Annotated in this window: 15 protein-coding genes and 1 pseudogene; 2 read left to right on the forward strand and 14 right to left on the reverse strand. The window is 60.0% G+C overall.

Translation table 11 applies throughout. The features are described 5' to 3' along the window. Positions 1–324: 324 nt before the first annotated feature. From FHT02_RS19060 to FHT02_RS19095, 7 genes and pseudogenes are all read right to left on the reverse strand, one after another. A pseudogene (locus FHT02_RS19060) lies at positions 325–640 on the reverse strand (transposase); the annotation flags it as partial. Then, entirely contained in the window at positions 618–1,493 is an 876-nt protein-coding gene (locus tag FHT02_RS19065; protein ID WP_184091423.1) for an IS5 family transposase, read from the reverse strand. The pseudogene FHT02_RS19060 and the gene FHT02_RS19065, both read right to left, overlap by 23 nt. Before the next feature lie 62 nt (positions 1,494–1,555). Further along, positions 1,556–1,834: a hypothetical protein gene (locus FHT02_RS21700; RefSeq protein ID WP_246352561.1), complete on the reverse strand. Its 279-nt coding sequence runs from the start codon at positions 1,832–1,834 to the stop codon at positions 1,556–1,558. Positions 1,835–2,206: 372 nt separating this feature from the next. After that, complete coding sequence (locus FHT02_RS19075; RefSeq protein ID WP_184091425.1) at positions 2,207–3,094, reverse strand: integrase arm-type DNA-binding domain-containing protein; 888 nt, start codon at positions 3,092–3,094, stop codon at positions 2,207–2,209. Between the two features lie 1,362 nt (positions 3,095–4,456). Next, positions 4,457–5,074: a hypothetical protein gene (locus FHT02_RS19085; RefSeq protein ID WP_184091427.1), complete on the reverse strand. Its 618-nt coding sequence runs from the start codon at positions 5,072–5,074 to the stop codon at positions 4,457–4,459. 11 nt (positions 5,075–5,085) lie between these two features. Beyond that, on the reverse strand, positions 5,086–5,502 hold the full coding sequence (locus FHT02_RS19090; RefSeq protein ID WP_184091429.1) for a hypothetical protein: 417 nt from the start codon (positions 5,500–5,502) through the stop codon (positions 5,086–5,088). 77 nt (positions 5,503–5,579) lie between these two features. Beyond that, positions 5,580–5,852 (reverse strand): hypothetical protein, encoded by a 273-nt coding sequence (locus FHT02_RS19095; protein WP_184091431.1) that lies wholly within the window; start codon positions 5,850–5,852, stop codon positions 5,580–5,582. 278 nt (positions 5,853–6,130) lie between these two features. On the opposite strand from FHT02_RS19095, the gene FHT02_RS19100 reads away from it, so the two are divergent. Together FHT02_RS19100 and FHT02_RS19105 are read left to right on the forward strand one after the other, a co-directional pair. Further along, positions 6,131–6,394, forward strand: a complete 264-nt coding sequence (locus tag FHT02_RS19100; RefSeq protein ID WP_184091433.1) for a helix-turn-helix domain-containing protein — start codon at positions 6,131–6,133, stop codon at positions 6,392–6,394. A 469-nt stretch (positions 6,395–6,863) separates the two neighbouring features. After that, on the forward strand, positions 6,864–7,304 hold the full coding sequence (locus FHT02_RS19105) for a transposase (RefSeq protein ID WP_184091435.1): 441 nt from the start codon (positions 6,864–6,866) through the stop codon (positions 7,302–7,304). Between the two features lie 25 nt (positions 7,305–7,329). Here the strand turns inward: FHT02_RS19105 and FHT02_RS21710 are convergent, their stop codons facing one another. From FHT02_RS21710 to FHT02_RS19135, 7 genes are all read right to left on the reverse strand, one after another. After that, positions 7,330–7,827 (reverse strand): PHP domain-containing protein, encoded by a 498-nt coding sequence (locus FHT02_RS21710; RefSeq protein WP_246352558.1) that lies wholly within the window; start codon positions 7,825–7,827, stop codon positions 7,330–7,332. Between the two features lie 148 nt (positions 7,828–7,975). Continuing rightward, positions 7,976–8,182, reverse strand: coding sequence for a hypothetical protein (locus FHT02_RS21715; RefSeq protein ID WP_246352559.1), 207 nt, complete (start codon positions 8,180–8,182; stop codon positions 7,976–7,978). 25 nt (positions 8,183–8,207) lie between these two features. Further along, positions 8,208–8,909 (reverse strand): DNA polymerase Y subunit UmuC family protein, encoded by a 702-nt coding sequence (locus FHT02_RS19115; RefSeq protein WP_246352560.1) that lies wholly within the window; start codon positions 8,907–8,909, stop codon positions 8,208–8,210. Between the two features lie 194 nt (positions 8,910–9,103). Next, on the reverse strand, positions 9,104–9,649 hold the full coding sequence (locus tag FHT02_RS19120; RefSeq protein ID WP_184091437.1) for a toxin-activating lysine-acyltransferase: 546 nt from the start codon (positions 9,647–9,649) through the stop codon (positions 9,104–9,106). Between the two features lie 10 nt (positions 9,650–9,659). After that, positions 9,660–25,172 carry an Ig-like domain-containing protein gene (locus FHT02_RS19125; RefSeq protein ID WP_184091439.1) on the reverse strand — a complete coding sequence of 5,171 codons (15,513 nt, stop codon included), beginning with the start codon at positions 25,170–25,172 and terminating at the stop codon, positions 9,660–9,662. Beyond that, entirely contained in the window at positions 25,172–26,158 is a 987-nt protein-coding gene (locus FHT02_RS19130; protein WP_184091441.1) for a hypothetical protein, read from the reverse strand. Before FHT02_RS19130 ends, FHT02_RS19125 begins: the two co-directional genes overlap by 1 nt. Further along, positions 26,142–26,306 carry a hypothetical protein gene (locus tag FHT02_RS19135; RefSeq protein WP_184091443.1) on the reverse strand — a complete coding sequence of 55 codons (165 nt, stop codon included), beginning with the start codon at positions 26,304–26,306 and terminating at the stop codon, positions 26,142–26,144. Before FHT02_RS19135 ends, FHT02_RS19130 begins: the two co-directional genes overlap by 17 nt. Between the last annotated feature and the right edge of the window lie 66 nt (positions 26,307–26,372).

Raw genomic sequence — 26,372 nt, forward strand, 5'->3', positions numbered from 1 at the left:
GAAATACGGTAGGAAGCACGAGGAACAGCGGCGCACCCAGCATGACGCCGAAGACAAGAGAATTCCCACGGCCATACCTCTTGCGCATTCCTACGAGTGTTACCTGTCGTAACGCTGGCCTTGACGTTCCCTCATGGTGGGAAATCGATGGGTCGTGACGTCAAGTCCGTCTGCCAACAGCTTTAACGTGGAGATTGGCAAATTAGAGTGACCAACGGACTTCGAAGTTCATCTTCGAAGTCCGTTGGGCGCAACCTAGTGCAGCACCGTCAGGGAATTCCAGATACTCGCGAGCGATCCCTCAGACCGCTTCAGGTGGAAGGCCTCCTCGCCCGGCACCGACCGCTGGCGACGGACATCGCCGCGGATCAGGCTGGCATCGACCGCAAAGCTTCGCCGGCCACCGGACCCTCGGCAATGCGACGCGCCACCGTCATCTTGGACAATTGCCGCAGCAGGTCACTGTCGCGGAACCACCCGTGCCGGTTCTTCGAGAACGTCGAGTGGTGAGCACGTACCCTCAAAACCCAGCCATAGGCGAAATTGAGATGCACCTGTTCGTACAATCGCCGCTTCGAGCGGATCCGTAGCCAATGATCAGCATGCGGATCATCAGCTCAGGATCGATCAAGGGTGACCCGTCTCGCTCTAAGAGTCCGTTTGGAAAACCAGGGATGAGTGTTTCGTCGTAGGAGATTACCGCCCATGGCGACGAGGATCATGGCCTGTGAGACGTCGATCCGCTTCTCATAGTCGCGTACCAGTCGGCGCCATCGGATCATCCAGCCAAATGTTCGCTCGACGACCCAGCGCCGAGGTAACACCTTGAAGCCCTCTTGCTTATCACTGCGGCGGATGACCTCGACGACAAAGTTGAGATAGCTGGCCTTGTCCATGAGCTTGAGGCGATCGTAGGCGCCATCGGCGAACAGATGCTTCACCCAGGGCCAGCGCTTACGAATGCCACTGAGGATGACCTGCGCGCCCGCGCTGTCAGAGATATCGGCTGTGGTCAGATTGACCATCAACAAGCGACCATCGGTATCGACAGCGATGTGCCGCTTGCGCCCCACGACCTTCTTGCCCGCGTCAAACCCGCGCTTTTCCGCCGATGGCGCCTTGATCGACTGGCTGTCGATCACCGCCGCGCTCGGGCTAGCCTCTCGCCCGCAGCGCTCACGATCCAGCATCAACTCAAGATCGTGGATCGTCTGGAACAGAAACCTGCGCGCCAACTCTCGGAACCAGCCATAGACCGTCTGCCACGCCCCGAAGTGAACCGGCAGCATCCGCCAGCCACACCCCGAACGAACAAGATAGCGCACCGCGTTGATCACCTCGCGAAAATCCACCTCGCGCGGACGGCCACGGCGTCCAGGCTTGGGCATCAATGGCGCAAGCCGGTCCCATTCCTCATCCGTGAGATCGCTCGGGTAGCGCTTCGTTTTCCTGGCAATCTGGGCCATTCGCCCCCGGCTCTGCTGCGTCCACATGCAGAGCCTGAATCAGACACCTCTACCCCTGGCAAGCTCTCAGGCGATTATCCAAACAGCCTCTAAGAGGGCCGCAAATGCTCACTGATGTCCGACAGGTCCACGAGGCTGTCGATCGAGCGCAGCAGATGATTTGGCGGCACATGCCGCTCAAGGTCGAAGCTATAGAACAGCGCTTCCTGCGCCGCCGTCCGCTCGCGCATCATCGGCTCACCCTTCGACTGCTCGCGAAAGTGAATCAGCAGCATGGTGCCGATTTGGCTTGATCCGGAGCAGCTCAACATTGCCTCGCTGGCCCGTTCCCGCGAATGATTGGTCATGGCTATCGTGATGGAGGTCACCGAGAGTGGCGCGATTTGTCGTTTGAGGCAGTTGAGGCGGTGGCAGGTGTCAAAGCGATTAGTTTCAGCATCGATGCCATATTACGTCGCGATCTCGGCGGATCCGCTGGCGAAGGCGTGGAATCTGGACATTGACACGCCCGCTCAAACCAAATTTGCGTCAAATTTCCATTTAGCGCTTAGTCAGCTTCGGAGCGTCCAAGCCTAGAAGGCGGACGTCGCCGACAGCAGATGCGTCGCAATCTAGCCGGCGTCAGGGACCATGTGCGACTAATGGGCAGGGAACACGCGAATTCCTTAATCGAATACTGGCGCGCCGCTGTTCGAAGTCGCAGTGGAAGACGTTGCTACCTTACTTGAGTATGAAGCAAATCAGCACAGCGCCCGCGCCTCATCACCCGACCAGACGGTTCGCGGACCGGTCTTGCCGTGGCGCAGCTTCAAACGGTTGCCGCGGATGTCCTTCCAGTGCAGCCCAAGGATCTCGCCGCGGCGGCAACCGGTGAGCAGCAGGAGAGTCGCTGCGGTCGCCGCTAACGCTCTGACCCGGTCTTCGCCTTCTCTATGCCTCACCAGCACCTCGCCAAGTCGGTTCAGCTCCTCCGTGCTGAGAAAGCGCTGGCAATGCCGGCGGCGGTTCCAGCGAACCACGCGGCACGGATTTGTGTTCTCCAATCGGTAACCCCACGCCTCGGCCTTGTTCATCATCAGGTTGAGGAGGCTGAGCGTCATGTTGGCCGCACCGGGGCTGGTCTGATTGTTGAGGTCGGCCAACCATTTGGTGACATGCGCCTCGTTCAGCTCGTCCGCAAACAGATCGTGGAAGGCATTGTCGAGGTAGTTGCGACGGTAGCCGGAATTGTTGCTGAAGGTCTGGTCGCTCCAGCGCACGGCCCACTTGGCCCAGAATTCGTTGAGGAAGTCGTCGAACCTTGGCGCCGAGCGTATGCGCGCCCGATCGGTGGCAGGATCCTCTCCGATGGGAGCATAGGCCAGGACCATGCGCGCGACCTTCGTCGCCTGGTCGCGGGTGATGACCGAAGCCGGTCCAATCGTGATGGTACGCAGCCGCCCGGCCATACGGGTCTGGACGATGTAGACGTTGCGACCGGTGGGATAATGGCGGATGCCGAACCCATTCTCGATGCCGATCCATGTGGTCGAGCGTGGCTTACCCTTCGGCACGCGCGTGAAGCTGGTGTCGGCGCCAACACGGGCCAGTGCCTCTGCCACCACCTGCTTGAGGGCGAGCGCCGTCATTGGCGTAGGCCGATGTGTAGCGCCGTTGCTTGTCACGGTGCCTTACACGGACGAACCACTGGTACTTGCCGGAGGGCCGGACGCGCAGGCCGAAACCCTTCAGTTCGGTGTCCCAGATGCAGTACTCTTTGGTGCGCAGCGGCAGCTTGCGCCGTGCGAAATTGCCATCCAGCAAAGCCCGCTGCGGGCGACTCCGGCCGGTGGGGACCATAAGGCCATCAGACGTACCAAATTGACCGCCAAGAGTCCCGGAAATCTGCGGGTTTGCGGGGAGCAGAAGGCCATCAGCGGCACCCGCACTGCGAAGTACTTTGCTGAACGCCCGCGTTGATTCTACTGCAGTTTTTCCCATAAGCATGCGGCTAGCCGCGTAGCGTGTGCGTAGCAGGGGTGTCGAATGATGGGCCAATCTGGCGTATTAGCCCTAACCTGATGTGCCATCGGCATAGCCTTTATATCGTCGTAGGCGATGGTCTTCTCGCCCGATCAATCTAGCCCTTGTTCTGACTTACTGTGCCCCTGCCGTCGCAATCGAGCGGTCTGCTTGGCGGCCGCCGATGAGTTTGCCTCGTTTTGCCATCCGCTCCCAGGTCTCAGCGGACAAAGTGCAACGGTTGCGGACGTTGACTACAGTAATCGGTTTAGCCGCCTCCCGCTGCTCACGTACGCGGTCGCGGCAGAAAGTCGGGTCCTCAGCCATCGGTCCCCTCCATCATCGCGCGCCTAACGAAACCGGCGGCGGAACGTTGCTGCCGCGGGGACCTGCTGCCAGTCGGTACCCGGATCTAAGTCCGGCCAATCTGTTCGCAGCTGGTCTTTGGGGTTTGAGATGCGCAAACAGCATCTCGACCTTCTTGCGCTGGCGGCGGGAAGTTAAATAAGCGTCACCGGTGGCAATATCGCGGGCCAGGTAACGGGCGGCTTCGTGGACGTGGCGCGTGACCTTGCGGGCCGGACCCACCTGCCGAAAGGTGCCTCACGTATCTGAGGACGATCGCTCCCTCGCCGGTGTTGACGATTTCCTCTGGCGTGCGCCCACCAAGTACAGAAATCGTGGCGGAGCGGTACCACCTTTCCGCCTCTATTTCCCCAAATAGGTCAACGGCACAGGCTAGGATTTTGTCTGCGAACGCGCAGCATCTTTGCTCCGCCGATGCGGATTGTGGCTCGAGACAGATCGACTCCCGAGAACAGGCCGTTGCGCAATCTCAACTCCTGAGCGGTGACACGCCCCTCGTGCAAATCTTCGTCATCCTTCTCTCGCGATAATTGCTTCTCATCGCGCAGATCCTCAGGATTAAGATCCAGCCTCGAGCTCCGATTTTCTCGGCGGCTCGGTCGGCATCGTTGAAAGCCTATTTTTCATTGAATGCCAGCTTTCAAGTACCGCTTCACCGCATCTAAGGCCGGGCGCCCATCTTCAGAGAATGCCTGCCACGGGGTTCTAGCGCCTATCGGACTATCTGCGGCCCAGCGGTTATGCCAAAATCCGGGATATCCGCTCGGCCTACGAAGCGAACGAATCCCAATCTGAAGGGCGCCAAGCTCCAAGATATCAAAGGCAAGCTCGTCATCGATTTGCACCTCGTGATTGCGCCACGCACGTAGCCAGCCATCGGGCAGATCAAGGAGTGTTTCAACGTCGAGCTCACTGAGGCCCCAAGCAGCGGGTAGAACATCTAGGAAAAGCGCCAGCCCGTCGTGACGTTGTCCGTCCCGCCGGGAGTCGAAGCTGATACCGCAGTTTGGCATCATGGCATTGCGGACCACATTACCAAGCAAAAACCAGACACTTTGCTCGCGGTGGCGCTCAAAGACCTCCGTCGTTCTAACGAGCGGCGGGATACCAAGGGCGAGGTTACCGATTTCAGAAAGTATTGCGCGATAACGGTAGCCAGTGCCTTCGAGGCCGCAATTCTCTATATTCGCCTCGGCGATGACGTGGCGATCCTTTTCCGATCCCATCGGCCAGAGTTCCACTCGGACAACTATCATCGGTAGACCTCGATGGCGAATTCCCGGGCGACATCTGAATACTCGGCCCGCAATGCCGCGGCACCCATCACCATTTGCCCTTGCTGGTCGAATTTCCTGGAGCCAACGGCAAGGTCGCACCGAGTAGCATGCTGCGCGCACGAAGTGACATAGTAACCGCTATCGATACGCGAAGCTGCCGCCGCGCCACATTGCACGCACGTCTGAAGCGATCGCGAGGTCGTCTTATGCATCAGGGCATAGGCGCCACTTTCGCAACGATCAGGGCGGACGCGCAAGCAGCCGAACTTCTGCTTCGCTCCGACAACCTTCAGCGTAGCATCGATCTTGTCCATCGCGAGACTCTCCTTCTCCAACGAAGGTTGCCAGCCCTCTTGAGCGTGCTCTCGCCGACTAAGGATCACTTCAAGCATGCCCACGCCTCCCTCCGAAGCATTCAATTGCGAGCTCAAAGTTCTGGCCGGCGAAACGTCAGGCGGCACGAGCCGCGTCAAAAGTGCCCAGCGATGATGGCACTCAATCCACGCAAAGGAGACTCCTCCTTGGCTTTCACCGCCCAATGGCCGTCCACGCCCCGAGCCACCAACATGCGGGGGTTGTGCATGCCAGCCGATGAGGCAGTCACCTTTGCATCAGCAGATCTGCGTACTCGAATCTCAGCGCTTCCGATGTCGGGGTTCTGTTTTAGGTGCTCTATGATCGACCGAACCGCTCCGTCCATTTCTTCATCGGATAGCTCGCGATCTGTGTCGAACGATACCATATCGGTTCCTCCAAGCTACTGTTTTGCAAAAATTTCAGAGAGAGCACTGCTTTACCTGCGCTCAGACTTCGAGCTCTTCAATCCGTCTGGGCAAGCCGGGGCCCTTGCGCGATTGAGTGCACGGCAGCCGTAGTCCCATATCCACTTGGTAGTGGCAGTTAGGATCCACAAACTTCCTCACTCAATCAGAACATAGCACTCTCCACCGGGACATAGAAGACCGTGGACATATTTTCCCGGGGATAGAAATGGCCGTGGACCGGAGGCGACTGCTGCCGTTGAACGAGGGCGTGCAAAAGAGCGCGTACAAAAAGGTGGGGGCCGCAGTGCGACGCCAGCGTGAGCGCTTGGGGTTTTCCCAGGAAGGCTTCTCGCAATCCGCTGGCATCGATAGAGCGCGGTGGGGGCGCCTTGAGCGTGGTGAGCTAAATATCTCGCTCAAGACGCTGTTTCAGGTGGCTGCCTTGCTTGGTGTGAAGCCGAGTGTGTTGCTGGATGATGTTACCTTAACAGAGTGCGGAGATGATGGCCCGCGAGGCTAGTGCTGCGGAGTCAATTACCGCGCCTCGACTCGAGTACCACCTTTGCAGTTGCGTTGGACACGGCCGTAGACGGAAAGGCATTAGCTGGCCCATGGGAGACTAGGCCCAGCCAAACTCCCGACATCGAATTCGGCCGTCGGCGGCTGCGCTCAGTTACGTCTCCCTTCTGTAAAGGCTTAGTTTTACGACGAATCTGATCGACCCTGTCGCAATTGTGATATCGTGCTCTATCTACGCCTTGCATGATCGCAGCTGCACTTAGAACATCGCCGTACGAGCTTCTGGTCGACGTAACCGCGGCGGATTGCGCACGCCTCAGTCGAGCCCGTGATTGTGGATAACCTTGTCGCGGAGTTCGATGGCGGGTTTGCCTACGCGTCCGGCCTGACCCGTGTTGCGATGAACGGCATAGGCTGTGATGTCGGTGGCTGCTGGGGTCTACTTCTGGAGTTCAGAAGGTGGTCAGGAGATGGATCGGATGGAGATCATCACCCGGACAGAACGCCGGCGCATCTACAACGACGATGGGAAGGCTGCGGTGGTAGCCGCAAGCTCTGAACCAGGGGTCACGGTGCGCGAAGTGGCGCGGCGGTTCGGAATTGCCGACAGCCTCGTCTACAACTGGCCCTCGGCGCACCGTAAGGCCGCCAGCCTTGCCCAGCCGAGGCAGTTCATCTCGTATAGTGCAGTGCCGGCTTTCGAGACCGAGACGCCGCACCCGCACGGGACGCCGGTAGTGCCGCCGGCCACCATGCCACGTTCCGCCGACCGGGTTGCCGTCGCGGCAGAAGAGACTGTCCGCCCCGCCTCTTACGCCCGCACAGGGACCATCGACATCACGCTGCCATCAGGGGTTCACTTGGCGGTGGACACCTTCGTCAACGAAGTGACACGGAAGATTGGATTTTGACACTCGCGAGTGGACTGTCCGAACTTCACCCCATGACCTGCTGTTTAATGACGGAGAACCGGAACCGGCGTGATCGTCGCGTGATCACCCGCTCGTGCGGATACTGATAGGCGAGCTCGCTAAGGTCGAAGGTGCAGAGGCGAGCTATGTCCACGCTAGCCTGCAGCGCATCGGGATAGGCGCGAAACCGCCGAACCATCTCTTCGGGCGGCTTCAGTGCCCGGTCGGCGTTGACCTCCCGGCGGTAGCCCAGCTCATCGACGGTGCATTTCTCCCGGGCCGCCGTCACTACGTCTTGCAGCAGTCGCGCTTCAGGCGCGTGGTAGAGTACGTCACCCGTGACGACCGCGCGGACGCCGGCACCACCGGCTTGGCGCGCCAGCGCATCGATCCGCACGGTGTCGTTGAGGCGCCTACGCTGGAACAACGCCATGTAGCCGCGGCGCCCGTAAACCTTCTTCAAGTCCGACAGTGCCGCAAGGTTCTGCTCGTCGGCCTCATGGGGAAGCAGGATCGCGATCACGCCTTCGGACCAGGGCTGAAGGTCGCTACAGTGAAGCAGGCATCCGCCCTTCCCTGCTCGCTTCTTGCCGACGGTCAGAAGCCTAGTGATACGCGACCATGCTGGGCGGCCGGTAGGGTAGAGCAGCAGGCGTCGGCCGCAGGACAGCTCAACACGGGAGCCCGCAATGGAGCGAACGCCGGTGGCCTTCTGCGCCTCCCAGGCTCGCACCACGCCGGCGGCCGGTGCCGATGTCGCTGATGCCGATTGCCGGATAACCTCGAAGAGCGGCAGCAGCGAACAGCTCGTCAGGGCCTGACGCGCCGCGCAGCAGCGAGAAGTGCGTGAGCACCTGAAGCTCGACATACCGGCTCATGCGAAGATGCCGTGCATCCACCAGGTCAGATCCCCAGTGCCGCCTTCAATGCCGTCCCCACGCCGGAACACCCAGTAGCGACCGCCCTCTTCAGCCTCGACGCGGTAATAGTCCGGGATGCCCACGTCTCCGCGTCACGGCGCCACCATTCGCCATGGATGCGCTCAGGCCCATCAGCAGCCACAACCTTGTGGGGCTTGCCGCGCCACTCGAAGCGTCTGGGGGGTTGGCCGGGCATTAGTGCCATGACCCCGAAGAGCGGCTCGGCTCGCGCAAACAGCCGTATGGGGCGTTCCCAGCCTGGCCAACTCCCCGTTGCCTCAACGGGATCGGAGCGCGTTGCCCCTCGCTCTGGTACGTGGCTCTCCACGAGAACCACTCGGAAGACCGAGCTGAGCCCGATCCTTCCGGCGATCACATCCACCAAACGTGACGGATCTCGCACCAGGGTTTCGCCGGCAAGTACCGCGCCCAGATCCACTGCATCGAGGGGCTCGGTGTGAGGAGCGATCAGCGAGAATTGCTCTAGCCCCAAGCCGGGATCGATGCGCTCGATGCGCAGCTTCAGCAGGCGCAGAAGGTGCGAAACCTCGCGTGTTGGGCGCGAGGTGACGACAGCCACGGTTTGCTCCCCGCCATCAACGCGCAAGCCGGTCAGACGCAGCGATCGCGCGCCTAGCCCACGCGCCTGCAAAACCTCTGCCAGATCGCGGAGCAAGTCGCCCATCACCTGTTCAATCGCCTCTGCGGTCCCGGTCGGCTCAATCCGTGCCGCTGAAGCGCACGGGAGATCGACAGATCGACATCCAGCCCGGGAGACAGGGTCAGTCTCAAAGGAAGGGCATTGATGCGGCGGCATATTGCCTGCCATTGCAATCACGCGGCGCCAGTTCCGGAAAAATGTGCGGAGATCGACCGGCGCTATGCGTTGGCTGCGGCTGAAATCGCTTCTTTCAATCTCGCCCCTGCATCAGCTCCCACCGTCTGTACGGTTCGCTTGCCGGTAACCGGATCGGTCTGGTGGAATTTGAACTCCTTACCCGCCAGTGGCTTGGAGATCAGATCCGCGATCATTACCTCGCGGTGGCGATTTTGCGTCGAGGCGAAGGGTGCGATCAGGTCGACAAGCCAGATCTGATCGCCGCCATTCCATTCCCCGAGGGTCAGCCTGTTCTCAGGCTCGATCATTCCCCGGTCGAGCTTGTCGGCAGCCTCGGGCGAGCATTTCGCCCAAAGCGCCAGCCCGACCGGCCGTTCGCCGTCGCGGAAGATATAGAATTGCTGGTGGATCAGCGCCGGAATCACCAGCCACTCGAGATCGCCAATGGCGAGCCCGCGATGCAGTGGCGACTGGGTGAGCAGCCACACCATCTCGCCCAGCAGATGACTGACTGTCGGCGGACCTTGCTCCGCACCGCCGATTGCGGCGTGATCCGTCGCCGCGTCCATGCGCCGGTTATCCATCATTGTATCCACCTTACGCCACTCTTGCTGCAAGCAGGTCCACATTGGACTGCCGTTCGGTCCAGCGCGAGGACAGGCTGCCCTCGTTCATCCCGGCGCCAAAATTGTTCATCGCCTGGACCAGGCGCGAAGCAGCGAGTGCGGCTGCATGTTCGTCGGGAGTAGTAACAACTGCGGGTGTTGAACCCGCATCTCTCCTCGGCTTTGTCGAGCTCGGATCGAACGCCATCGCCACATTCCCGATCGTCGCAGTGACGCCGTTGGTCCATTTGAACGTCGCAGTCGACAGCGGGAGATTGTTGCCCGCCTTTGTACTTTCAGAACTCACCACCGTGCGCAGCCCGATCTCGGCAATGCCGAGCGCTGCGAGCGGCTTGAGTTCGTCGATCTGCGTCACACCGTCACCATTTCCGTCGGCCCAGATCTTCAGCTCGCCAAACCGCGCGTCCTTCGCATCAATCTTGCCGTCACGGTTGTTGTCGAGCACCGACAGGCCCTCCCATGCGCTCGTGGCACCGTCCTTCTCGGAAAGGAAGCTGAGTTCCGAGGCATGCGTCACCGCGCCATCGCCGTTGCGATCGATGACGAGCATGCCGTCGCCGCCGGACATCCAGCCAGTATCGTCAGGAGTGCTATCGCCGTCCATGTCGAACAATGCGCGGCTGCGGCCGGCGCTGCGCGCCTCGAGCCCGTCCCCGTCGAGATCGACAAGGATGGTCGAAACCAGTCCCACTGAACGATCGGAGAATTTCACGATCGCTGCAGCTGCTATCTGGCCCGCATCGCCGCTGAGCACGCCTTTGGCGTAGCGCGGCGTCACGCGAGCCGCGCCGGCACCGCCAGTAACCTGGTAGTTGCTCGCCTTGCCGTTCCAGTCGCTTTTCTGGAAAGAAATGGCCGGCAGCTTCGACATTGCCGTGAAAGCAAGCCCGACGTCGAGCAGGGTCCCGCTGGTGCCGTTCGCACGCCCGAACGTTCCAGTATTGTAGACGATGTTGCTGCCTGCGGCAGCGGTTTGGCCGGTCGCGGCACCGGCGAGCGAGATCGAGGTGACGCCCGCTTCGACAAGGCTCAGCAACTCGCCGGCATCGGTGATGCCGTTGCCATTCGCGTCTCGCCAGGCGCGAAATTCGACGAAGCGAAGGTCACTGCCGTCGAGCTTCCCGTCGGCGTTGCTGTCAAACCCCACAAGACCTTCCAGGTCGGTCTTCGCGCCGGCCTTGTCCTTGACGAACGAGATCTCGTCGATCCCATCGATCAAGCCGTTGGCGTTGCGATCGAGCGCGAGCAAAGCATCCCCAGCCGCGATCCATCCGGTCTTGTCGGCCACCCCGTCGCCGTTCATGTCGAAGCGGGTCTTGCTGTCCGACAGCGAGACCAACGCGGCACCGTTGCCGTCAAGATCAAGGACGATCGGAGGAGCGACGGTCTCGGGTTCATCCTCGGGGTCGTACGCGAAGCTCACGTCGCCGACAGTTCCGATAGTACCATCGTTTCGGTGGAACTCGGATGTTGCGAAGATCACATTTTGGTCCCCGACTAACTCCTGGTCGGTCAGGTTCATTGTCAGGTTGATGCTCCTAATCCCAAGAGAAGATAGGGAGAATAGTTCGCTCGATTCACTGGTTCCATTCTGGTTAAGGTCGCGCCAAACTTGGAAGCGTCCGAATTCGATATCATTGGTGCCCAGGAATCCATCGCGATTGGAGTCCCACGCCCGCAAACCTTCCAAATCGGTTATCGCTTGCTCATCGTCCTTCGCGAAGGACAGCTCGCGGCTGTCGTCGATGATACCGTTCCCATTCCTATCAAGGACCAACAGGCCGTCATCGGCGCCGACCCAACCGGTCCGGTCCGCAACACCGTCGCTGTTCATGTCAAAATGCACCCCAGACGTGTCCGCGTCGACCATCTCAACACCGTCGCCATCAAGATCGAGGATGACGGGGAGCACGTTCGATACGTCATGCTTGAGGAAGATGATCTCGAAGGATTGCTCCGGACCCGGTGTGCCAGACGAGTCAGTCATCGTCACTGCCATATTGTAGACGAGCTGGTACGCCCAACGCCCGCCATAAACGGGGTGATTGCGGATGCCGCCTTCCCATTCCCCGTCCCCAGGAGTGTTGAACGACAGCTTGCCCGTGCTGGACACAGTTACCGTCGGATTGGCATAATTATCGATGTCCGAGCTGCTGTTAGGTGATGGGAATTGCTCGGCCGAACTGACAAGCCGGATGCTATAACTGGCCACTCCGCCGCCCTCCGGATCATAGCCGACGAGCTGGCCGAGTGCGCCGTTCGTTTTATCGTCTTTTACAATGAAGCGCCTGGTGCCCGCGAGGATCGGCCCTTCGGGTTTGTCTGTGATGCTCGCCGTGAAAGTAGCGGATCGGGTGTGAGTGTCTGCAGCTCCAGGCGGACCGTCGGATACTGATATCGACAACGCTTGGGTAGCCAGCGAGAGATCCCGAACCTGTTCATAGTCCTCGTAAGACTCACCGGTATTCTGGTCCCATCTTATAACGGTCTGATATGACGTTGTGAGCGCTTCATAATCGACGCTGCCCGAGGTGAGGAACAGCTTTCCAGTACTACCTTCGATCGACCAAATGCCGCTGGTGTTTGAGCCGTCGGCGAAGGACCAGTACATCTGCTCCTGCTCAATATTAGAGAGCATGAGCGCAGCCAGATTAAATGATGGGCCGCCCAGTGCGGCCGGCACGTAGTCGCCTTCAAGCATAGTTCCGAAGGAGCTACCCAGCGTAAAATCCTCATCCTGATTTTGAAGGTTTATAGCAATGGTGCCGTAACGGTAGCTGTTGTTTGCGCCCAACGCGCGGTCGTAGAGGAGCGTTGAATAGCTCAGCGTCGACGGCAGGTTTTCGAAGTCAATGTTTTGATTACCGTTGACGTACACCTGCCCATCATAGGTAACGACGAACCGCTGATCTGGCGTTCGCGACACCTGCTTGGCGAGATTGCCGTCATAGTACCAGTCCCAATTGGCGAACAGGTAGCGAAGATCGCTGACCGGACCGTCGATATCGCTGCCCGAGACAGTACCAACATGTTGGTACCAACCGGTATTCTCTCGCAAATTGAAGCTGAAAGGTTCGGATGACCAGACCGGGGTTTCGTTCTTGTCCTCGATAAGGACATTATACGCGATCCCATCCGACAACCCGCCGCCAACGGCATCCTTGGTGGCAAGCGTGAGGCTCGCGACGCGGATTTCCTTCAAGCCGTCGCCGTCGGTGTCGTAGTAGAAGTTTGCGTCCATTCCATGCTGGCCGAGCGATGCGCGCAGCCAGTCGGCGGTGAAGTTCACGCCGTCGTTGAAAACGACCTGGTTGCCATTGATCACCCGGAACCAGTTGTTGCCGTTCCCGCCGGTGATCACAAGCTCCGGGGTCGTTCCATCCGGGTCGCTTAACTTATAGCGAGCAACCAGCTGTCCGGAATGTGCCATGTCGCCGTTTAGCGTTTCCGAAAACAGGCTCGAACCGTCAAGAATTGGTCCATTCGGCCGCTCGTTGACGTCGGTGATGAACACCTGAAGCAGGGTCGGGGCCGATGTGCTTTGACCGTCCGATGCCACCAGATAGACGTTGGCAATGTGCGCTTCGATACGGCTGTCACCGCTCCAGTCCCACGTGCTGTATGCCTGCGCCTTCAACGCTTCGAAATCGAAGCTTACATTATCGGCCCAGCGAACCTCATTACCGACAATCTTGAACCAATTGCCTGGATTTACGTCGTCTGCGAACTTCAGGATAGCCGTGCTGTCCACGTCGGTCAGCGTGAAGCTAGCGACCGTAGCGCCCGGCCTGGCTGGATTGGTGCCGAGCCCGCTTTCCTCAAAGAAAGACCAAATCGTCGTTCCGCCACCCGGCGCATTTGGCGCTTCGTTGATGTTGTCGACTTTGATCGCGAGGGTTTCTGTCCTGCTAAGACCGCCGCCATCGGTTACTCGAACCGTGATGTTATGGCTCGCAGCAGTCTCGCGGTCGAAGGCGGAGCCGTTGGCCGTCACGAGTCCGGTGATTGGATTGATTGTGAAGCGGCCACCTGCATTGTCATCGAGCGAGTAGGTGTACTCGACCTTCTCCACGACAGGCTGATACCACTGTGCGCTGTAACCTGAGACTGAGCCATAATAGCTAAAGAACCGCGCCCCGGTGTCGGAGCCTCCCGGACCGAACCGGTAGGTAAAAGTATTCGCAACCTTGTCCCCGGTCACGGTGTCATAGACACCTCCATAGGTGTCGTTACCTATGAGTGCGTGGCTCTCGGGTAGAACATATCCTTCAATTCGGTACCAGCGGTCCTGTACCAGGCTGCTAGAGTTCCCGTACCAGAAATAAGGGTTGCCGTTTGCATTGCCTGTGCTCGCGTCCTGAACGTTCCCGTACGTGCCGAAGTAGAGCTGGTGATTGAGGTTGTTCTCTGGCTTGAAGTAGATCGTGAACTTGTAAGCGCGCGTGGTGTCCGCGGTCCCGCCAGGCGCCCAACCGACGCCTCCGCCCGCGTCCATCGTAGCTCCCTGGCCGGTTTCAAGCACCTGTACTGCACTGCCGAGCGGGCCGGTGACGGTGACCAGACGCTCCTCGCCCGCGCCCATTCTTGGAAGCTGCGCAACGTCCGGCGAGATCACGCTCAGTTCGACGCTGTCCGGGTCCTTGGGCACAACGACCCCGATCTTCACACCGTCCGTCGTGGTCTCGTTACCGACGTACTCGTTAAGATGTGGCATGGCGGCCAGGTCGAGCCCGCGCATGCTCAGGCCTGTCGGCGCGCCGTTCACCTTGATTGTCAAAGTCGTTGACGCGCCGTCCCGGACGCTCGAGCCGTCCACCGACTGGCTTTTGACCGTGAGTATCGCATCCTGCGAACCGGACGGCGGCACGTAGAGGTGCAGGTTCGATGCCTGGGCGGCGGTGAACCGCCACCATGCGCCTTCCTGTGTGCCGACAGGCTGACCAGAGGCGTTGGTGAACACATAGCCCGAAGGTAGCGCTGAAATGAGTACATCAGTGCGTTCCGACCCATCAACGTCGGGCGATGTCGCTCCGACATAGATGGGCAAGTATCGGCCTGCGTTTCCGTTCGTGCCTGCAAGCTGCGTCAGCCACGGGGTGTCGGCGGTCGCCGCAATCGTGAGCGCGATTCCGTTCGGGTCGAGCGCCGTTCGCGTCGTGCCACGGATGCGTGCCTCCAGCTGCAGCGGCAGCGATCCGCCCGGGAGCAGGTGGGTACTGGCGTTAGCAGCGAGCGTCAGGGTTACAGTACGGTTCCCGCTCGCGTCAGGCGTGCCATAGTCGACCGCAGCCACATAGTTCGACAGCGCGTAGCCATTGGTCGCAACAAGCGTGAGATCGATGTTACTCGCCGGTATCGTAACTCCGAGTCCCTGATCATCCTGGAACCAGGCGCGGACCGCGAAACTGACGGTCTTTGTCTGATTGTCGAGCGGTTCGATGGCGCTGAGCGACGTCGTGTCGCTGATCTTCGGAGCACTCAGTCTTCCCCAATGATCCTCCATCGCGTTCGAGAAGGACTGGTTCCCGGCTCTGAGCGCTTGCATCTGGGTCTGAGTCGTTGGGCGACTGCCCGCGGAAATCGATGCCATCAGGGCAACCAGCGCATCCACATTCACTGGCAACGCGGCGCGGTCGTTCCCGTCGGAAATGAGGTCAATCTTGAAGTAATTCTCGGGCAGCGTCCGGTCCGGCATCGTGAACCAGTTCTCGACCGTGACGGAGCCCTCCGTGCGTGCCGCCCCGAGGGTTGTCATCTTAAGATTATTGCCGCTGGCGCTGATCGCTCCAGCGGCGTCCACCCGGTCGAACCAGATGTCGGTGTAGAGAACAGATCCTTCGAACGTAATGTGATCGAAATTGGTGCCCGCTGCATCGTAGTTCTGGACTAAGTCGTCACCTTGGTTGCGGCCGACGAAGTAGGTGTCGTTGTCGGCACCACCGCGCAGTGTGTCGTTGCCTGCACCTCCATCGAGATAGTCGTTGCCTGATTCGGCATCGATCCAGTCATCGCCGTCGCCACCGAACATATAATCGGCGCCGGCACCGCCGCGGATCGTATCGTTCCCGGCACCGCCGTAGATAACATTGCCCGAAGCCGAGCCTGTTATGGTGTCCCCGAGGCTCGAACCTTGAACGAGTTCAATCCCGGAGAAGACGTCCCCCTGCGCGTCGCCGCCCGATGCTGTGTTCGCGGCAAGATTGACTGTGACCCCGCTGGTCGAGCCAAGATAGCTGATTCCGTCGAAACCGAGGCCGCCATTCAGCTGATCCGCGCCGAGGCCTCCCTCGAGATAGTCATCGCCATCTCCCCCGTTCAGGATATCGTCGCCCTCGCCCCCGACGAGGCCAGCCGTCACGAATCCGCGCCAGCTCTCGCTGCCTGCGCTGCGGGTCCCGTCATTGCCAGTACCACCGTTTAGCGTGTCATTGCCGGCACCGCCCTGCAGCCGATCGTCACCGTCATCGCCTGACAGAGTGTCGTTCCCGGCGTCACCTGCCAACAGGTCGTTGCCGCTGCCCCCAAGGAGGACATCCGCGCCATCGCCGCCCGTGAGGGCGTCGTCACCGTCGCCACCCTCCAGCTGGTCGTCGCCCGCCAAGCCATACAGAGTGTCGGTGCCTGCATAACCGCGGAGGATATCTCGATTGGCTTGGCCAGTCAGAGTGTCGGCCGCCGCCGTTCCGTCGAGGACATCGTCCTTGTTGACGATCGCGAACGTGAAAGTGCGGTCGGCATTGAGCGGCGATGTCGAGCGATCTGTCGCGCGTACCCGAACTGTGATCGAAGCTCCGTCCGTTTCGAAATCGAGGCTCTGGTTCGCGAGAAGGATCAGTCGGTTTGCGCCATCCACCGCGAAGCGGGTGCTCGGCGTCGTGGAGGAGCCTTCAAAGACCTTCCAGTTGTGCTGCCCGGTGACCTGATCCGTTCGATCGGGATCTGCCGCGCTCAGTGACGCCAGCACCATCGCGGGACGCTGGCTTCCCGCCGCCAGTCGATCCCGCTCGTCGATTGATGCCGCCACGCCCGCGGCGTTGATAACATGTTGTTCGTTGACGTCCTCGACCCGCACCGAGAAGGCGGCCGAACCCGCAGAACTCAGAAAACCGTCGCTCGCCTGCACTTTCCCGGTCAGCGTTACTTCGCGCAGACCGTCGCCATCGACGTCGGAGGTGGCAAAACCGGCTGCGACCAGCGCCTCGAAGTCGGGGTTCACCGCGAACTGCGCTCCGGCCCCGGTAATTTTGAAACGGCTGCCTGGATTACCCGATGCATCGGGCACGAAGATCAGGTTCGGCAACGTACCGCTATCCGGATCACGCATCACAAAGTGCGCGATCTCGGACCCGATTTGCGCAGGGCTGACGCCCGAAACGAATTCGGCAACTGTCTTCGTCGCGCTGTCGAGCGTTGGAGTGTCGGGTGCCTCGTTGACGTTGTTGACCTTGACCGTGAAGGCCGCGGTTTGCTGTTCGCTGCCGTCGGATACCGACACACGGATCGTATGACTCTGGGCTGCGTCATGGTCGAGAAGTGCGGCGCTGAGGACACTTAGTTCGCCGGTCGAACTGAGCGTGAAGCGACCGCCCGCATTGTCGATGAGGCTATAGGATAGGGGACTCCCTTCCGGATCGAACGCCGTGAACCGTCCGATGACCGTGCCGTCGACAGTCGCGCTGCCGGGAGCGCTCTCCGCGACTTCCAGTAAGCCGCTGCCCCCTACCGTCAGGTTACGAGGCCCATCGTTGAGAGCCGCGATAGTTATAGTCACCGGCAATTCGACGGATTGCCCGTCTGCGTCCGTCGCGAGCACTATGAAGCTGTCGGTGCCGTTGGCGTCTGCGAACGGTGTGTACGTGAGCGCACCGGTCTGGCTGTTGAATCCGGTGATTTCGCCCTTGAGAGGACCCGTGCCTTCCTTCAGGCGATAGCCGGTCAGGTTCTGGTCGTGATCGACGACACCGTACGCGCCATCGAGGGTCAGCGTCCCATCCTCGCTTATCGACGCGACGCGTGGAGCGCTCGGTGCGGTTGGCGCGGCCTTGCCACCGGCATGCCAATGCGAAGTGAGCAGGGGAGCCACGGCCGGAGGCAGTGTCGCAGGTGTGGCCGCTGGCGTCGCAGTAGCCGCAGTCATTGCCGTGATCAGCGACCTTGTGTCTGGATGATCGAGGAAGATCGCATGTGTCGCTGTCTGGATGGTGCGAACGACGCTAGCGCTGTTGACAGCGAAGAAAGCTGTCACCGCCACTACGGTATCCCCGCCGATCACCGCGATGCGCAGGTCGTCGCCTACCCGCGTCAGCCAGACCTTATCGAAGGCGACTGAGGCATCGAAGGTGATGCTATTCGTACCGCTTGCGTCGGTGAGCGTGTCAGCGCCCGAGAACCGTGTGAAGGCAAAGACGTCGTCGCCATCGCCGCCGCCCAACGAGTCATTTCCTTCATTTCCTGACAGGATGTCGTTGCCAGCCCCGCCAAAGAGCGTATCGTTGCCCGCGCCGCCACTCAGCACATCATTACCGTCCGCGCCGTCGAGATAGTCTGCTCCAGACGCGCCGGTCAGCTGATCGTTATCAGCTTCGCCATAGAGTTTGTCGTCGCCATCGCCGCCGTCGAGAACATCCTTTCCGCTTCCGCCGTAAAGGACGTCCAGCCCGTCCCCGCCAGCGATATTATCCTCACCAGCGTCTCCGGACAGAGTGTCGTTGCCGCCATCACCCACGAGTACGTCCGCACCGCCGCCGCCCGCGATCGTGTCCGCGCCATCGAGGCCCCGCAAGCGGTTGTCCAAACCGTCGCCGGTGATCTTGTCGTCGAACGCAGAGCCTGTGACGTTCTCGATGTCGAAAAGTCTATCGCCGACGGAGTCGGAGCCAGTCGCGCCGCCTTGACCCGTATAGATGTTCAAATCGACTGAGATCGCTGCGGCCGAACGAACGTAGCGCGCCGTATCGCCGACGCTTTGGCCTTGACTTACCTGCCCGTTTTCCTCCCCGAACAGCAAATCTGCACCAAGGCCGCCTTCGAGCGTGTCATCTCCGACCCCGCCGTTTAGGGAATCGGCACCGGCATAGCCAACAAGCACATCGTCGCCGTCGTTACCTGCCAAGAAGTCAGCGGCCGTGCTGCCCCAGCGGCCCACCAGGAGGTCGTCTCCCAGAGTCCCCTGTACCGTAGCAATGGACGTCGCAATCAAGATGCTTCGTAGATCAGCAGAAAAGCCGTCAGCAAATTTCAGCGCTTCGACGAGCACGTTCGCGTTCGTGCCGCGTTGATCCCGGATCGTGATCTGCGACGAACTGGAGCCCGCGTATCGAATCACTAGGTCCAAGCCGTTGTAGAAGAAGTTCAGATCGTTTAGGCTGATGTTGGTGCCGAGTTCGATTTCATCGGCTCCGCCAGCCGCTGCAGCGTCGAAACGCTGGCGCGTTACCTGCTTGCCCCAAGTGCGAGAGAAATCGCCAAGCCAGCCGGCCTGCACATATCCATCAGTTGACGGCACGGCCGGAGTTGCGCTCGGCGCATATGAATAGGTATTATTGTCGTAGACGATAGCACCATCAGGGCCCTTGAGCTGCAAGCGCCAATACGCGTTCCCGGAGGTCGCATCGAACGTACCTGTTTTCGCCCAGCTCGCAACGGTATAGCCAGCGGCAAGCGCACCTGCTGCAGTTATTGCTTCCTCGACAACGAAGCTTCCTTCGGTGATGACGTCTGCGCCGTCGCCGACATTCCAGACGTATGTATCGTCGCCAGCATTCCCACGCAGAGTGTCATTGGCCCCGCCGCCGGTCAGCACGTTATCCCCGGCGTCGCCGCCGAGGTTGTCGTTGCCGCTTCCTCCGGTGAGATCCTCTATGCCATTAAATTCGTCGCCGAGAGCATCTCCGCCATTCGACCAGCTGGCGGACAATTGCGCCCGGGCCGTGCCTGAAGCAGATGCGTAGGACGCAGTGTCCTGCCCCGCACCCCCAACCAGTACGTCCTTTCCTGCGCCGCCATCAAGAACGTCATTGCCAGATCCGCCGTAGAGAACGTCATCGCCGGCCTCGCCGCGGAGAGTATCGAAACCGCTGTTTCCGGCAAGAATGTCATTGCCAAGGCCACCCGCAACGACATCATCGCCGCCGCCGCCGGTGATCCAGTCGTTGACCGACGTGCCCTGCAGCGGGCTGGTACCGGTGCCGTCCGCCCCGTCGGTGCCGGCTTTTAGTGTCATCTTCGAAGGAGAGATGTCGAGGATGCCCGTCTGGTAAAAAGCAAGCTTCTCGATCTGACCGGGTGCGAGATACCAGTCCTTGATAGTGATGCTATCGCCAGCAGAGGCCGCCGTGGAGAGCTCCTCGTTTTCACTGCTGACCGTCAATACGAGATCGCTGCTGCCGGCCGGGTTCGAGAGAACGATGTCCTGCAGATTGATACCAGGTGCGAATTCAATCGTGTCGACGCCGGCATTCGCAACGAGGGTCGGCGCGTCGGCGGGAGGATTGAATAACTTGAGCGTACCAGTCGCGTGGTCATAATCATACCGCCCGACCCATTCGAACTCGGGAGCAATGGCCGAGCCAACATTTTTGCGCAGGACGACGCCACCCGAGCCGGTGACTTCGCCGGTCTGAAGGTTTTGGGCAAAGCCAGCGGCGCTGTTCCAGCCACCGGTCCTAGTCCAGGCGACCGTCCAGTAATTGGCGAATTCGTCAATATACGTATCGCGGCCGTCACCACGCGCGTAGCGGAAGGTGTCGTCGCCTGCCCCGCCGACCACTAGGTCGCCGTCGCCACGTCCACCCGAGATGATGTCTCGATCGGCGCCGCCATAGACATCATCCGCACCGGCATCCCCGGTAATCGCATCGGCGCCTGCGCCGCCGATCAGTTGGTCGTCACCGAGCCCGCCGATCAGCAGGTCGCGTCCGGCGTCGCCCATGACCATATCGTTTCCGGTCCCGCCGTTCCCGACATCGTCCCCCGGCAGAAGGAAGAGCCGGTCGTCACCTGGGCCGCCATAGACGAAGTCGTTACCGTTCGTGCCAATCAGGACGTCATTGCCAGCCCCACCAATTACGAAGCTGGTGATGTCTCCGATGCGGATCTCGTTACCGTCGGCGAAGCGCAGCCATTCCACGCGTTTGAAGGGATTGCTGAACCAGTCGCGGATCGTGACCTGGGTGCCACTAAAGGTCTCGGTGCCACCGCTTGTCGTCATCACCATTACAATGAGGTCGTTGCCAGGCGCTGAAGCCGTGCCGGAGCGCTGCACCTTGATGTCGCCGATGCCAATGCCATCGCCGAATACGACGGCATCTTCACCGCCAGAGACAATGCCGGCCTGGACACCGGCGGACGTTCCTATCCAATCCGGTCGCAGCGCACCTGCAGCATTCGGGTTGGCTTTCCACGCCTCGATCCTCGCAATCCGCTGGGTGAGCGCGTCGCCAGTCCCGCTTGGCAGCGGGGCGCCGGTTGCGTCTTCCTCGACTACGTCGGTGCCGTCGCCACGACGAACAACGTACTGATCGCTACCGGACCCGCCGTAAAGCAGGTCGCTCGCTCCGCCACCGCCAGCTAGTATGTCATCTCCTGCACCTGCGGAGAGAATATCGGTCCCGTCGCCGCCTTCCAGCCAATCGGAACCTTCGCGCCCGATCAGAGTATCGTCGCCCTCCCCGCCATCCAGCAGGTTGCCGTTGCCGCCTGCTCCACCGCTCGAACTCCCGGCGTCGATACGATCATTCCCAGCGCCGCCAAGGATCCAGTCGTCAAGCTGCCCCCCGTGAAGCGAATCATTGCCGACACCGCCAAAGATGTTATTCCCCAAATCGCCGCCGTGGACGACGTCGTCACCAGCCCCGGCGAAGACATTCGCGGCAACATCGATAGTATATGCACCGGCATGTGCAGTGCCGTTGATCTTAAGACCGCTCGTGTCGGCGATGAACCCGACTCCAAGTTCTACCCTGACACCCCGGCTGTTGAGCGCAGAAGTCTCGATCGTGATGATGTCATTGCCGTCACCTGCTTCGATTTCATCCTGCGCGACAATATCAATAGTATCAGCAAGCTGGTCAGTTCCGCTGGCAATCACGCGATATAGTTCGCCTGTCTGCCGCGACACGTCGAAGTAGAGTCCGATCTGACTCGCGTTTCTCGCACCGAGCTCGGTGATGATTGCGCCGAACCCGCCATACCAATCGGAAGCGGCACGCTTATTGAGTCCCAACTCGACGGCTGCCACCAAGGTTCTTGCAACTTCAATGGCGAAAACACTGTTAGGTTCGCTTGCAACCAGCGAGTCGATCATTGCCGAATTGGTGAGATAACCGGCATATTGCGCAGCAGTGGTCAGATTTCCAATGACGGCACTGTAGTCGAACGTATCTGCGGACGCGGCACGTAGCGTAGCGTACAAGGCACGCTTCGCGTAGTTGTCGCCCCCGACCAACTGAAAATCACTATCGGTCAGGCCGATGAAGGTTCCATAGTTGGCGATCGCAGACCCGCCAGTCTTACCGGAGAAGCGCTTGGCAATCGCAGACGTATCCTGCGTGGAGTAGGATCGGTAGACGTAATCGGACTTGCGCATTCCGTAATTGCCGGTCTGGACACGCGACGGATCTGACAGTCTCGCGCCTGTCGCGTTGAGCACGGAGTTGAAGTTCGATGCCACCTGATCGGCGATCGCTTGCGCGATCTCCTTGGACCCGCCCTTCTTTGCATACACATTCGCAATCGCAAACTTGCCGCTCTCATCGTCCCAAAGCACATCGGCGCCCGATTGCGGAGTCCCTCCAAAGATGGAGCCGATCAGGCCACCGACGAGAAAACCTGCGAACGCGCCGATCAGAAGGCCTGCTGGTCCGCCCAATGCGGAGCCGAGCAATTTCGTAAGTGTGTTGCCGAAGATCTTTCCGGCCAATGATGCACCGAGCGACGCGCCGAGCGAGGATCCGAGTTGACCGCCAATCGTGTCCGGAGACCACACCAGCCCAGCAAGCTTCTTGCCGATGACAGTCGCCGCCACGTTGCCAATGTTAAACGCGACGTCGTTGTTCGCGAGCCCGAGCAGATTCGATGCGGCGCTGGACAGAGCCTCCGCCAACACTTCGTTAGTGAGGTCGCCGACGAAGCCGCTGACTCCGATCTCGCTGATCAGCTGCGCGACTATGTAGGAACTAACTGCGCCTATGCCCTTGGTCTGCAACGATAATAAAAACTCGTCGTCGAAACTCTCCAGAAGCTTGTTGACGTGATCGGTCGGCGAGCCTGCGATTGCGGCATTCGCGAGCCCACCCAACGTTCCACCAATCGTGGACAAGGCAGCCGAAGCGACCACCTGTGTGACCTTGTTGTCTCCGGCGATGACGTTACCCAGCATGTTGCCGAGCATTCTGCCTGCATCATCGAATTGGATGCCCAAGGGCGTCTGGTCGCTATCGACCTTGATCCGCGTGATGCCTGCCATTGGGCCGCTAACATACTGATATACAGTGCCACTTTCGCCCGACCTGGTTCTGCTGCCGTCGCGAATGGCAAAGCCGTTTCTAGTTACCAAGCGACCAGCCGAATCCTTGCGTAAAACGCTATCCGGCGTCTGCAGCGCAACGCCCGTGGAACTTAGGACATTGTTGACAACCTGGACCGCCTGGAATTTCTCTGTGCCATCGGCATTGAACACGAGGAAGGTCGCTGCGTCGCCGCGCTCCGACTTAAGCTCGCTGTCGAGCAACAGCACTTCGCCGTTCTTGGTAACCTGGAATCTGGTGCTGAGCAGGACTGCATTACCCAACATCGGGTGGTCGTATTCGGCCCGATCCGGTAAGCCCGGGGAGCCGGCAGCAGCAAGCGCGGCGTTGATCCGATTTATCAGCGACGAGTCCGTTATGGTTTGTTGGCTGGTCGAGGAATCGCTGCCCGTGTAGGTGATGGTAAGGCTGCCGTCGTTGTTACGGCTGATTTCGGCATCCTTTGCCGGCTCGAAATCGCGCGGGAGCCGCCGGCCGATGACGACAATCTCTCCGTCCTCGGCCGACACAGATCCGCCACTGCCCGGATCTGCCGGCTCAAGAACCTGCGATAGCATCGATATACCGGGTGTCTCGATCCGGCGCACCAGGCCGGCAGTATTTAGGTCCCGGTGGACACCCTGAAGCGTGTTGGTGTCTCCGACGGCCACCCCGCGGATCAGAACCGACGAATCCGATGCCCACTCCCTCAGCTTATCGACGAGTTGCTCGGCACTGTGTCCATCCCAGTTCACAGCGACGGTCTCGTAACGGCCGGTCGCGGCATCGAAGTAGGTCATTACGACCGCGGCCTTCTCGCCGCTGCCGTTCGTGAAGGTGCCCTGCACCCCATTCGCGCTATAGGGGAAGTTGCTGACCACGATGCGAGTGGACAATGGCTTGCCGGCAGGATCGACAACGGCTTGGCCATTGGCACCCACGCGAAGGACTTCAAATACCTGCACAGTGGTGATGTCGGGAGCGTTGGACGTCAGGTTGTTCCGCGCTGCATATTCCGCAGACATCAGAGCGCGCCCTTCCGGGCTAACATTCTGGTAATAATGCTTTTCGATCTGGACAGCGCCGTCAGCGCCGCGGCTCCACTTTAGTTCGGCGCCCGGCGAGGCACCGGCTTCCGTCAGCCCGGCCAGCCCAGGATACCACCTGTCGACAAAACTGTCGGGGTTTGCATAGTTAGTAGCAAGCTTCACCTCGCCGCCGGTCGAACTCGGCGACAAACGCGCCGCCGTCCGCGCGATATCGAAAAGAAAATCCGCGGTAGAGCCGCTTTCGAACAAAGCCTGCGAAAATTGATCCTTTGTTATCAAGCTGGAAAGACCAAGGCGGCTTGAAACATTGGCCCAATTACCATTGCCTTGAGAAATTTCGTACAGGGCGTTCGTGAGATTATGTTCGACATACCATTGATAATCGTACGCCCTGACCTTAATGAAGGGGCTGACAATCACCTTGCCGTCTAGCTTGCCATTTGTAGGAATGCCGGACGCCAAAGCGAAAGAAAAAGACGCTTTAACGACATGGCCGTCGCGGTTTTCGATATCGCCGACAGTGAGCACCATCTTGACACCGGGCCCAATGTCAAAGTCGGTGGATAGCTCAAGGTTAGACTGAAGCGGCTCCAAGTTAAAACTGTCAGAGAAAGAGCCCTGGATACCAAAATTGGTGCCGTTCAACAGAACCCCGATGCTGAACTGAATCTGCTCGTTGTCGAGGCTAAGATCTCCTCCGATCCCCAGCATGTTGGCAAGGGATGCGTCGCCTCCAACCTTTAGACCGCCGATCATGTCGGCATAGCCACCGTTCGCCTGAATATCGTGGATAAGCGCCACGATGATCGCTACGGCAGGAACGCCGTTCTGAACACGACTCAAGAAGCGGGTGGCAACTCCGGAATCACTCCATTTCTTCGTAAGCTTTCCGGCGATTTCATTGATTACTGCATCAAGATTCTGAGGCATCAATTCTCTCCGTTCAGCAGCGCACGGCAAGATTCATCTTTCACCTCGCCGCTCGTGACTTGCTGACTGCAAACTTTCTTAATGGACTCGATTGCTTTTCGCGCAGCGTCTGATTGCAGGCCAACGCCCGATGCGGCGGCGTAAGCGGACAAGACTTCTGCGCGCCGAATTGGCGCTTCCGGACAGGCCGATTGCTCGGGCGATGGCTCACGTCGTCCATTGGAGGGGCGGAGCACGCGCGCAAGAACGCAGCGGCCGCTCTCCCGGGCACCGGCAGGATAAAGCAGTGACTGCACCTGAGTGCGGCTCAGCAGAAGATTGCGGGCAAAGAATTGCTCAACACAGGCGCTATCCTGCGGGTCATCCAGGCTGACCGTGAGATCCGGGACGTGAAGAAGCAGTATCGCCGCCTGTCTGATCCCGTGGTCGAGATGCAGGCGCGCATACGAGCACTGCGGCGTGAGCGTCGCGAAGCGCTCGAGGCCTTCAATGCTCTCTGTCCGCGTCAAAGCAAGCGTCTGGTCGAAGTCTACGCGCTTTGGAAACAGGAAGACATATGCACGTCCCGTGGGGCCGAGACCCGGCACGGCCAGATCAGCCCCATATTCTCGGATTGCGTTAAGGACCGCCCGTCCCGGCTCGAGCCGCTCGAGCTGGCCCCGAACAACAATGCCCGGCGTGGACGACTCGCCGATCAGCCCGACAACGTAGGGATCTGCCCAGCCGAACGTAACGTTTCCGAACGTGCGGACCCAGCGATCCCCTCCCAATGTTTGGATGAAAGTCCGCGATGATCCGCCTGATTCTCGGCTTTCGACGTGCCGAAATTCGAGAATCGACGGAGCTAGAGGCCGCTCTACTCCGGCTTTGCCCTGCATCATCAAAGGGGAGGCCGCCCGTTGATCCCGACCTTCAGTCACCCCGCCAGCATTGCAAGAGGAGAACAGCGAACCTGCGACCAGCAGCCAGCTAATTGCCCTGCGCATAGCCCAGACTTTCCATGCAGGTGGAATAGGTGCGCCGGAACAGTATCGCGTCGCCGACCGAGTTGCCGACCAGGGTGCCGGCCTCCTCCGCATTCGACCTGGGACGCGGAGTGGTATTCACATCGGGGGAGACAAAACCCGCAGCCATATCACGGCACCGCATGATTGCGGCTTTTGGCGCGTCCTCGCTTGAGCCGCGAACATGATAGTCCGG

The sequence above is a fragment of the Sphingomonas xinjiangensis genome, from assembly GCF_014199255.1.
Lineage (GTDB): Bacteria > Pseudomonadota > Alphaproteobacteria > Sphingomonadales > Sphingomonadaceae > Sphingomonas > Sphingomonas xinjiangensis.